General features: G+C 61.3%; 8 protein-coding genes. 7 read left to right on the plus strand and 1 reads right to left on the minus strand.

Translation table 11 applies throughout. The annotated features are described in order from the left end of the window. From phoR to AADW57_RS15715, 4 genes are all read left to right on the plus strand, one after another. On the plus strand, window positions 1-1,299 hold the full coding sequence (phoR, locus tag AADW57_RS15700; RefSeq protein ID WP_341667822.1) for a phosphate regulon sensor histidine kinase PhoR: 1,299 nt from the start codon (window positions 1-3) through the stop codon (window positions 1,297-1,299). Window positions 1,300-1,377: 78 nt separating this feature from the next. Then, on the plus strand, window positions 1,378-1,809 hold the full coding sequence (locus AADW57_RS15705; RefSeq protein WP_341667823.1) for a VOC family protein: 432 nt from the start codon (window positions 1,378-1,380) through the stop codon (window positions 1,807-1,809). Window positions 1,810-1,811: 2 nt separating this feature from the next. Then, the gene (gene pxpB, locus AADW57_RS15710; RefSeq protein ID WP_341667824.1) at window positions 1,812-2,504 is read left to right on the plus strand and encodes a 5-oxoprolinase subunit PxpB; all 693 of its coding nucleotides are present in this window, start codon (window positions 1,812-1,814) and stop codon (window positions 2,502-2,504) included. After that, a complete protein-coding gene (locus AADW57_RS15715) occupies window positions 2,501-3,517 on the plus strand; it encodes a 5-oxoprolinase subunit C family protein (protein WP_341667825.1) in 1,017 nt (338 codons plus the stop codon). Before pxpB ends, AADW57_RS15715 begins: the two co-directional genes overlap by 4 nt. Before the next feature lie 139 nt (window positions 3,518-3,656). Here AADW57_RS15715 and ilvA read toward each other — a convergent pair whose 3' ends face one another. Then, complete coding sequence (gene ilvA, locus AADW57_RS15720) at window positions 3,657-5,165, minus strand: threonine ammonia-lyase, biosynthetic (RefSeq protein ID WP_341667826.1); 1,509 nt, start codon at window positions 5,163-5,165, stop codon at window positions 3,657-3,659. 165 nt (window positions 5,166-5,330) lie between these two features. On the opposite strand from ilvA, the gene AADW57_RS15725 reads away from it, so the two are divergent. The 3 genes from AADW57_RS15725 to AADW57_RS15735 all read left to right on the plus strand — a co-directional run bounded on the left by AADW57_RS15725 (window position 5,331) and on the right by AADW57_RS15735 (window position 10,719). Beyond that, window positions 5,331-5,879 carry a YqaA family protein gene (locus AADW57_RS15725; protein WP_341667827.1) on the plus strand — a complete coding sequence of 183 codons (549 nt, stop codon included), beginning with the start codon at window positions 5,331-5,333 and terminating at the stop codon, window positions 5,877-5,879. A gap of 135 nt (window positions 5,880-6,014) precedes the next feature. Further along, entirely contained in the window at window positions 6,015-9,956 is a 3,942-nt protein-coding gene (locus AADW57_RS15730; RefSeq protein WP_341667828.1) for an FAD/FMN-binding oxidoreductase, read from the plus strand. 256 nt (window positions 9,957-10,212) lie between these two features. Next, window positions 10,213-10,719: a HugZ family pyridoxamine 5'-phosphate oxidase gene (locus AADW57_RS15735; protein ID WP_341667829.1), complete on the plus strand. Its 507-nt coding sequence runs from the start codon at window positions 10,213-10,215 to the stop codon at window positions 10,717-10,719. Window positions 10,720-10,766 lie beyond the last annotated feature (47 nt).

Genomic DNA, 10,766 nt, shown 5'->3' on the forward strand with positions numbered 1-10,766 from the left:
ATGCTCAGCACCTTGACGTCTATTATTCTCTGGGCCATTTTCGGGGCCATCATGGGCTGGTGGCTCGGTCCGGCCACCGGCTTTGCCTGCCTGGCTTTCGGCCTGCTCATCATGGTGCTGGTCAGTGGGGCCCATGTGTCCCGCATCCAGAAGTGGACACGCAACCTGAACGACCCTCCGCCCCCCTCCATCGGCCCCTGGGACGCGATTCTGGCTCCGGTCTACCGCCAGTTGCGGCGCGACCGCCAGGAAATCCTGGACCTGAACCGTCATGTGGACGGCATCATGATGGCCGCCGAAGCACTGCCCGACGGCGCCATCACACTGAATGCAGAAATGGAACTGCAGTGGTGCAACCAGACCGCCTGCGAACACATCGGTCTGAATCTGGCGACAGACCGCCACCACAGCATCTTCAATATTCTGCGCGCGCCGGAATTTTCGCGCTATGCCCGCCAATTGCGCTGGGATGGCCCTTTGCTGCTGCACATCAACAGGGACGGTCTGGAAAAATCCTTGCTGCTGCAACTGACCCCCTACGGCCTGGGCCAGTTCCTGATCGTCACCCGCGATGTAACCCAGGTAGAAAAGCTGGAGACCACCCGCAAGGACTTCGTGGCCAATGTGTCCCACGAGTTGCGCACCCCCCTGACCGTGCTGCTGGGCTTTCTGGAAACATTGCAGGACATGCCTGCCGAAAGCCTGCCGCTTGAGCAGCGCCAACGCTACGAGGCCATGATGCTGGAGCAGACCCGGCACATGCAATCCATCGTGGCCGATCTGCTGACCCTGTCCACACTGGAATCTTCGCCCACAGTCGAAGGCGAAACGGTACAGGTCAGCAATCTGATCCAGAGCGCGCTCAAACAAGGCGAAGCCATCTCCGGCGGACAGCATACCTTTGTGACCAATCTGGACCCCGGCCTGGCCATCCAGGGCATGGAAACCGAACTGAGCTCAGCCGTCTCCAACCTGATTACCAACGCCATTCGCTACACCCCAAAGGACGGCACTATTACCGTCAGCTGGTATGTGCTGGATAACGGCGATGCGTGTTACTCGGTGCAGGACACCGGCATAGGCATCGCCCCACAAGACATTCCGCGCCTGACCGAACGCTTCTACCGCGTAGACAAGGGCCGTTCCCGCTCCACCGGCGGCACGGGCCTGGGCCTGGCGATCACCAAGCATATCGTGATGCGCCACAATGCCGAACTGCAGATCCAGAGCCGTCTGGGCGTGGGCAGCCTGTTTACATTGCGCTTTCCAAAAAGCCGCGTCCGCATCCTGGACAACTGACCTGCACCCGCGTGCGCTTGGCCCTACAATGAACGGCTCTGACCACATTGTCGGCCACGCGCCGCACAGGAGCCAAGCATGTCGCAATCGACCGGGCTACGCCCATTTCACCTTGCCTTTCCCGTTCACGACCTGGCCGTGGCGCGCCAATTCTATGGTCAGACACTGGGCTGTCCCGAAGGCCGCTCCTCGGACCAGTGGATAGACTTCAACTTCTACGGCCACCAGATCGTGGCGCATCTGGCCCCCGAAGAATGCGGTAGCCTGGCCACCAGCGCCGTGGATGCCCACAATGTACCGGTGCGCCACTTCGGCATCGTGCTGGACATGCAGACCTGGCAAGCCTTAGCCGACAAGCTGGTCGCAGCGGGAACCCAGTTCGTCATCGAACCTTATATCCGTTTCAAGGGCGAACCCGGCGAACAGGCCACCATGTTCTTTATGGACCCCTCGGGCAATGCCCTGGAGTTCAAAGCCTTCAACAACCTGGATTCCCTCTTCGCCAAATAAGCATGTCCACGTCCTGGCAACTTATTCCACAGGGCGACCGCTGCCTGCTGGTTCAGTTCGGCGGCGGCATTGCCCTGGACACCGGTCTGCGCTGCACGCAGGCCGCCCGCCTGTTGCGTGCCCGGGCACCCACCTGCGTGCGCGATCTGGTACCCAGCTTCACCAGCGTGGCGATTCACTTCCTGCCTGACGGCAGCAGCGATCAGCTCGAACGGCTGCAGGCCTATATCCACCAGACTCTGGACACACTAGAAGATACCGCTGTCCAGACCGGCACGCTGGTAGACATACCCGTCTGTTATGGCGGCGACTTCGGCCCCGACCTGGCCGATATGGCCCGCCAGTTAGCATTGACCGAGCAACAGTTAATCGAACTGCACAGCAGCCTGCCGCAGCTGGTGTTTATGGTCGGATTCGCCCCCGGCGCCCCCTATCTGGGCATGCTGCCTGACGCGCTGAACCTGCCTCGCCGAACAACACCACGCACGACCTTGCCCCAAGGTTCAGTCGCCATCGCCAACCGACAAACCATCATCTACCCCAACGCTTCTCCCGGAGGCTGGCACCTGATCGGCCGTACTCCACTTAGCCTGTTCGACCCCTTGCGTTCGCCGCCCGCGCGGCTGGAGCCGGGCGATCAGGTACGCTTCGTGCCCATATCGCCCGAACAATTCGAGCACTGGACCGCATCATGAGTCTGCGCATCGTCAAACCCGGCCTGCTGACCAGCCTGCAGGACAGAGGGCGCTATGGCTACCAACACCTGGGCGTATCTCCTGGCGGCGCAGTGGATGAACGCGCCCACCGTTTGGCCCACTTACTAGCGGGGAATATTCCCAATACCGATCTGGCCAGTCTGGAAATAACCGCAAGCGGACCCACACTGGTATTCGAGGCCCCCTGCGTCTTCGCCCTGGCCGGCGCAGACCTGGGCGCTGCCCTGGACAAACGGCCCATTGCCCCGCAACGCCCCGTGCTGGCCCGAACCGGACAGACATTGACCCTGAAATCGGCCCATCCGGGCCAAGGCGCGCGCGCGTACCTGGCCGTCTACGGCGGTTTTGCCGTACCCAGTGCCTTGGGCAGTCAAAGCACACACATGCGTGTCGGCCTGGGCGGACTGGACGGACGGGCTCTGCGCAAGAACGACCTACTGACCCTGGCGACCTCCTTACCGCTCGATGCCCAGGCACTGGACGAGCTACAGGAACAACTGGATCAGGCGCGCATTTACCTGCCTTCGGCCTTGGCCTTACCTGTGCGCGAACGCATCCGCGTCGTCCTGGACGAACAAGCTGGGCTGTTCACCAAGGAATCACTGACGCTGTTCCAGACACAGTCCTACCGGATCAGTCCTGCTTCCGAGCGCATGGGATACCGGCTGGAAGGCCAACCACTCCAGCGCAACACGCAACAAGAACTGCTCTCGGGCCCCACCTGCTTTGGCACCATCCAGGTACCCAACGACGGCCAGCCCATCGTACTGATGGCCGATCGCCAGACGACAGGCGGCTACCCGCGCATCGCGCAGGTTGCTAGCGTTGACCTGGCCCTGCTCGCCCAGCGACTCCCCGGCCAGACCCTCGGGTTTGAAGTGATCACACTGGAACAGGCCCAAGCCCTGAGCATCCGCCAGGAGCAAGCCTTTCAGCGGCTGCACGACAGCCTGGAGCCGATGCGGCTGGCCTTGGGCCGATTACGCATCTAAGCGATACTACGCATGGGCAAATCCTTGCCTCCACTGCCAACCTTGAACGCAACGCAAAAAAAAGCCCCAAAAGCCAAGCCACGCTCCGCTTTTGGGGTTTCGTATCCGTGCCCAAAGTAGCCCCGAGCACGCAAATCACTTACAGAAACAGCTTGTACGCCGGATTGTCGGTTTCGTTCCAATACGGATAGCCCAGCGTATCCAGGAAGGTCTTGAATTCCTTCTTGTCCGAAGCGGGCACCTGTATGCCTATCAAGATCCGACCATAGTCATCGCCCTGGTTGCGGTAATGAAACAGGCTGATATTCCAGTCTTGGTTCATGCTGCTCAAAAACTTGCGCAGCGCCCCAGGTCGCTCGGGAAACTCGAAACGCAGCAGCATTTCGTTCGTGGCCTCGTTGGATGTGCCGCCCACCATATAACGCAGGTGCGTCTTGGCCAGTTCGTTGCCAGTCAGATTCAAGGTGCCGAATCCTTTCTTCAGGAATCGCTCTTCCAGCTTGGCGATCTCGGCTTCCGATGCAATCGACATACCCACAAAGACATGCGCCTGCTCGGGATTGGACATGCGATAGTTGAATTCCGTCACCGAACGCGTGCCCAAAGCATCGCACAGGCGGCGGAAACTGCCCTTGCGCTCGGGAATGGTCAAGGCAAACAAAGCTTCGCGCGCCTCGCCCACGTCGGCACGTTCAGCCACCATGCGCATGCGGTCGAAATTCATGTTCGCACCCGACGTTACCGCAATCAGGGTCTTGTTCTTGAGCTTGTGCTGCGCCGCATAACGCTTGGCACCCGCCAAAGCCAACGCACCCGCCGGCTCCAGAACGCTGCGCGAGGCCTGAAACACATCCTTTATGGCGGCGCACACCGCATCCGTATCCACCACCACAAAGTCGTCCACATACTGGCGCACCAGGCGAAACGTCTCGGAACCGACCTGCTTGACTGCCGTGCCATCCGAAAACAGACCGACGTCGGACAGATTGACACGACGACCCGCCTTGATGCTGCGCACCATGGCACAGGAGTCTTCGGTCTGCACGCCAATGACTTTGATCTCGGGCCGCAGCGCCTTGACATAGGCCGCAACGCCGGCCGCCAACCCGCCACCACCGATGGCCACGAAAATCGCCTCGATAGGGCCTGGGTGCTGACGCAGGATTTCCATGCCGATAGTGCCTTGACCGGCAATGACATCGGGGTCGTCGAATGGATGGACAAAGGTCAGGCCTTCGGCCTTCTGCAACTCCATGGCATGCTCGTACGCATCCGAATAGCTGTCGCCCGCCAGCACGACTTCGCCGCCCAGATTGCGCACGCCGTCGATCTTGACTTGCGGCGTGGTGGTGGGCATGACGATGACCGCACGACAACCCAGCTTGCGGGCCGACATGGCCACGCCCTGCGCATGGTTACCCGCCGAGGCCGCCAGCACGCCGCGCTTGAGCTCGGCTGCCGACAAATTGGCCATTTTGTTATAGGCACCGCGCAGTTTGAAACTGAAGACCGCTTGATAGTCTTCGCGCTTGAGCAGCACCGTGTTACTAATTCGAGCCGATACCTGGGGAGCGGGTTCCAGAGGTGTTTCGACGGCAATGTCGTACACTTTCGAGGTGAGTATTCGCTTTAGGTAATCGTTCGACATGATTCAGGCTTAAATTAATAGCCGGCTTGCCACGCGGCCAAATGCCGTATCGGCGGCTCTGCTGCCCATATGCGCAGAAGCCCTCACCGGAAAAGAAAAACAGAATACCATAGGCGCTGCCCCCTGCCGGCGTCCACTTTCCCCCTTCAGACCCGACCCTTTCCCATGCAAGCCTGGTTGCACGACTCGATTCAATGGCTCCTGGCCACCCTGTCCCTACCCGAAATCGGCCTGAGCGCGATCTTTGCTGTCAGTCTGGTATCGGCCACGCTGCTGCCCATGGGCTCGGAACCTGCCGTCTTCGCCTATGTATCACTGTCGCCCCACCAGTTCTGGCCGGCGGTGCTGGTCGCCACGCTGGGCAATACGCTGGGCGGAGCCATCAGCTACGCCATGGGCGCGGGCGCGGAAAAAGCCTATGAATCCTGGCGGCAAAAGCATCCGCACCAGGACGACGACGCTCAAGGTGCCGCCCTGAAACAAAAAGCGGCCGGCCGCTGGCATGCTTTCAGCTCCCGTTGGCTGACGCGGCTGGGACCGGCCGCCCTGCTGTTTTCCTGGCTGCCCGCAATCGGCGACCCTCTGTGCGCCGTGGCCGGCTGGCTGCGCCTGCCCTTTTGGCCCTGCGTGTTCTACATGGCGATCGGCAAACTGGCCCGCTACATAACCATGACGGCAGGATTGCTGTGGATCTTTCCCCACCTGGGGTGGTAAACCACTTTGTTCGCGCCGCATAAACAGCACGCCCGACCTTGGTATGAGGGCAGCCGGGCGGGTATTCGTATACACTTGTCTTTTGCACATCCGCTCGAGTCCGAGCGCCCTTGACGGGCACTGCCAACTATCGCCATGAACGCCCCCATCGCAAGTCAGTACCTGGCCTCCCAGGCAAGCACCACCGACACGCCGCGCCTGCGTGAAATCCCGTACAACTATACGTCCTACTCAGACCGCGAAATCGTCCTGCGCCTGCTTGGCGAGGAAGCGTGGGAAAAGCTGTCCGAGCTGCGCTCCGAGCGCCGCACCGGCCGCTCCGCACGCATGCTGTTCGAAGTGTTGGGCGATATCTGGGTCGTCAAGCGCAACCCCTACCTGCAGGACGATCTGCTGGACAACCCCAAGCGCCAGCGCCAACTGATCGAAGCGCTGAACCACCGCCTGAACGAAATCGACCAGCGCCGCGACAGCGCCGTGCCCGAGCGCGACGCCAAAGTCATGCGCCTGCTGCTGGCCGCCCGTCAAGCCGTGGCTGCCTTCGAGCAAGAATTCAACGACACCCGCGAACTGCGCCAGCAGGTCGTGCGCAGCCTCTCGCGCCTGACCGCCAAGGACAACATCAAATTCGATGGCCTGTCGCGCGTCTCGCATGTCACCGACGCCACCGACTGGCGCGTTGAATACCCCTTCGTGGTGCTCACCCCCGACCACGAAAACGAAATGGCCGCGCTGGTCAAGGCCTGTATCGCGCTCAAGCTGACCATCATTCCGCGTGGCGGCGGCACCGGCTACACAGGCGGTGCCATTCCCCTGACCTGGCGCTCGGTGGTCATCAACACCGAAAAGCTGGACGCCATCGGCAAGCCCGAATCCAGCACCTTGCCCGGCATGGACCACCCTGTCACCACCATCCTGACCGGTGCCGGCGTGGTCACGCGCCGCGTGGCCGACGCCGCCGAAGCGGCCGGAACGGTGTTTGCAGTCGACCCCACCTCGGCAGATGCCTCCTGTGTGGGCGGCAATATCGCCATGAATGCCGGCGGCAAGAAGGCCGTGCTGTGGGGCACCGCCCTGGACAACCTGGCCTGGTGGCGCATGGTGGACCCCAAGGGCGACTGGCTGGAAGTCACGCGGCTGGACCACAACATGGGCAAGATCCACGATGTGGAAATGGCCCGCTTCGAGCTCAAATGGTTTGATGGCCGTCATGCGCCCGGCGCGCAGTTGCTGCGCACCGAAACCCTGGCCATCGAAGGCCGACGCTTTCGCAAGGAAGGTCTGGGCAAAGACGTTACCGACAAGTTCCTGGCCGGCCTGCCCGGCATCCAGAAAGAAGGTTGCGATGGCCTAATCACCCAGGCGCGCTGGGTGCTGCACCGCATGCCTGCGCACACCCGCACCGTCTGTATGGAGTTCTTCGGCCAGGCCAAAGAGGCCGTGCCGTCCATTGTCGAAGTCATCGATTACCTGAATGGCGAGGGCAAGCGTATCGGTGCCATCCTGGCTGGTCTGGAGCACCTGGACGAGCGTTACCTGCGCGCCGTGGGCTATGCCACCAAGAGCAAGCGCAACGGTCTGCCCAAAATGGTTCTTATCGGCGATATCGTGGGCGACGACCCCGACGCTGTAGCCAAAGCGGCCTCCGAAGTCGTGCGCCTGGCCAATGGCCGCTCGGGCGAAGGCTTTGTGGCCGTCAGCGCCGAGGCCCGCAAGAAATTCTGGGCGGACCGCTCACGCACCGCCGCCATCGCGCGCCACACCAACGCCTTCAAGATCAACGAAGACGTGGTCATTCCGCTGCGCCGCATGGGCGAATACACCGAAGAGATCGAGCGCATCAATATCGAACTCTCCACCGACAACAAGCTGCGCCTGACGCGCGAACTGGAAGACTTCCTGAAAGGCGATCTGCCCGTGGGCAAGATCGAAGACCCGGACGACGCCGAGCACACCCGCGAAGAAATCCTGGAAGCCCGCCGCCACGACGCGCTGCAAGTCATCCAGACCGTGCGCCGCCGCTGGCAATGGCTGCAAGACCACCTGGATACACCACTGGCCGACAGCCGGCAGGCTCTGGCCGAACTCGGCGTGCCGCTGGATGCGACCGCCATCGACGCACGCCTGCAAGCCCAGCCACAAGCCAGCATCTTCCAGTTACTGCAGGATCACACTATCCGCACATCCTGGAAGGCCGAGATCCGCGAAGCCCTGGAACACATCTTCCCCGGCGCGGACTGCGCCGCCGTGCTGGCCGAACTGCAAGCCATCCACGACCGCGTCCTGAAAAGCCGTGTCTTCGTGGCCCTGCACATGCACGCCGGCGACGGCAACGTGCATACCAATATTCCGGTCAACTCCGACGACTACGGCATGCTGCAACAGGCCAACGTCACCGTGGCGCGCATCATGCAGATCGCCCGCAACCTGGATGGCGTCATCTCCGGCGAACACGGCATTGGCCTGACCAAATACGAATTCCTGACCCAGGAAGAACTGGAACCCTTCCAGAACTACAAGCGCGAAGTCGACCCGGACAACCACTTTAACGCCGGCAAACTCATGCCCGGTGCCGATCTGAGCCGCGCCTGGACCCCCAGCTTCAATCTGTTGGGCCACGAATCCCTAATCATGCAGCGCAGCGAAATCGGCTCGATCTCGCACGCCATCAAAGACTGTCTGCGCTGCGGCAAATGCAAGCCGGTGTGCGCCACCCATGTGCCGCGCGCCAATCTGCTGTATTCGCCCCGCAACAAGATTCTGGCCACCTCGCTGCTGATCGAAGCCTTCCTGTACGAAGAGCAGACCCGTCGCGGCGTCAGCCTGAAGCACTGGGAAGAGTTCGAGGACGTGGGCGACCACTGCACGCTGTGCCACAAGTGCTACAACCCCTGTCCGGTGGACATCGATTTTGGCGATGTGTCCATGGAAATGCGTTCGCTGCTGCGCCGCATGGGCAAAAAGTCCTTCAACCCCGGCACGGCCGCCGCCATGTTCTTTCTGAACGCCAAGGACCCGCGCGTCATCAAGGCCACCCGCACGGCCATGATTGATGTCGGCTACAAAGCCCAGCGCTTGGCCCACGATGTACTGGCCGCGCCGGCCCGCAAGCAAGTCGCCGCCCCGCCGGCCACCACCGGCAAGGCACCGATACGCGAACAGGTCGTTCACTTCATCAACCGCAAAATGCCCGGCGGCCTGCCCAAGCAAACCGCGCGCAAGCTGCTGGACATCGAAGACCCGAATTACGTACCCATCATCCGCAATCCGGCGGCTACATCGGTGGACTCGGAAGCGGTGTTCTACTTCCCCGGCTGCGGGTCCGAGCGCCTGTTCTCGCAAGTGGGACTGGCCACGCAAGCCATGCTCTGGCATGTGGGCGTGCAAACCGTGCTGCCGCCCGGCTACCTGTGCTGTGGTTACCCGCAACGCGGTAACGGCATGAGCGACAAGGCCGAAAAAATCATCACCGATAACCGTGTGCTGTTTCACCGCATGGCCACCACACTGAACTACCTGGACATCAAGACCGTGGTGGTCAGCTGCGGCACCTGCTACGACCAACTGGCCGGCTACGAATTCGACAAGATCTTCCCCGGCTGCCGCCTGATCGACATCCACGAATTTTTGCTGGAAAAAGGCCTGAAGCTGGACGATGTGCAAGGCGTGCGCTACATGTACCACGACCCCTGCCACACCCCCATGAAGCTGCAGGACCCCATGAAAACAGTCAAGTCGCTGGTGGGTGACAGCACCATCAAGGCCGACCGCTGCTGTGGCGAATCTGGGACGTTGGCCGTGTCGCGCCCTGATATTTCGACCCAGATCCGTTTCCGCAAAAACGAAGAGATGCTCAAGAACAAGCAAGCTCTGACCAGCGACGGATTCCAGGGCGAAGTCAAAGTCCTGACATCCTGCCCGTCCTGTTTGCAAGGCCTTGCGCGTTACCAAGATGATGTTAAGGTCGACGCCGACTACATCGTGGTCGAAATGGCCAAGCACATGCTGGGCGAGAACTGGATGCCCGACTACGTGCGCCGCGCCAACGACGGGGGAATCGAACGCGTGCTGGTCTGATCCACCTGCTCCTCCCCATAAAACGGGCCGGCATTTGCCGGTCCTTTTTTTTGCCGTGTTCTGCCTGGCAAAAGCTCCGACCACTGCGCCGGAGCCAACGTCTACGCCTACGCCTACGCCAATGCCAATGCCAATGCCAATGCCAATGCCAATGCCAATGCCAATGCCAATGCCAACAAGTATGTTCGGCCCGGCTGGACGATAAGGTATGCTTTGTGCAGCCGCCTTCCATCCCTCTTTTGCAGCGAGGTTTCCCATGTCCGACGACACGCCACTTCTGGCCGGCCTGCAGCACCTGCTCCAGACACGACGCACCGCCGCCCTGGGCACGCTGACCAATCGGGGCTTGCCCTACGTATCCCTGGTGCCCTTTGCCATCGCCCCGAGACTGGAAAGCGTCATCATCCACATCAGCGAACTGGCAGCCCACACCCGCTATCTGATGCAACGTCCCGACGCCAGCCTGCTATTGAACCAGGGCGAACAAGACGGGCAAATCGTCCACGATCTGCCACGCGCCACCATTCAGGCACATGCAACGCAACTCATACCCGGCGACAAGGATTGGGAACACGCTCGCAATGCGTACGTGGCCCGTTTTCCCGACAGCGAATTCATGACCTCGTTCAAGGACTTCCACTTCTTTTCTCTGTCTATCGTACGTGTACGCCACATCGCTGGTTTCGGCTCTGCACACAGCATAGCTCCCGAAAAAGTGCGGCAGTTGCTGGCATCAAGCCCTTGGCCACAAACCGACTCGTAAACGGCCCCTGGCCCAATCCGCCTACTGCTACGGCGCATCGCTGCGCC

It is taken from the genome of Alcaligenes sp. SDU_A2 (genome assembly GCF_038237375.1).
Lineage (GTDB): Bacteria > Pseudomonadota > Gammaproteobacteria > Burkholderiales > Burkholderiaceae_B > Alcaligenes.

What these genes read in the sequence shown, in the direction of transcription:
- ilvA (WP_341667826.1), bottom strand. Translation starts at nt 5,165, where the DNA reads ATGTCGAACGATTACCTAAAGCGAATACTCACCTCGAAAGTGTACGAC.
- AADW57_RS15725 (WP_341667827.1), top strand. Translation starts at nt 5,331, where the DNA reads ATGCAAGCCTGGTTGCACGACTCGATTCAATGGCTCCTGGCCACCCTG.
- AADW57_RS15715 (WP_341667825.1), top strand. Translation starts at nt 2,501, where the DNA reads ATGAGTCTGCGCATCGTCAAACCCGGCCTGCTGACCAGCCTGCAGGAC.
- AADW57_RS15735 (WP_341667829.1), top strand. Translation starts at nt 10,213, where the DNA reads ATGTCCGACGACACGCCACTTCTGGCCGGCCTGCAGCACCTGCTCCAG.
- phoR (WP_341667822.1), top strand. Translation starts at nt 1, where the DNA reads ATGCTCAGCACCTTGACGTCTATTATTCTCTGGGCCATTTTCGGGGCC.
- AADW57_RS15730 (WP_341667828.1), top strand. Translation starts at nt 6,015, where the DNA reads ATGAACGCCCCCATCGCAAGTCAGTACCTGGCCTCCCAGGCAAGCACC.
- pxpB (WP_341667824.1), top strand. Translation starts at nt 1,812, where the DNA reads ATGTCCACGTCCTGGCAACTTATTCCACAGGGCGACCGCTGCCTGCTG.
- AADW57_RS15705 (WP_341667823.1), top strand. Translation starts at nt 1,378, where the DNA reads ATGTCGCAATCGACCGGGCTACGCCCATTTCACCTTGCCTTTCCCGTT.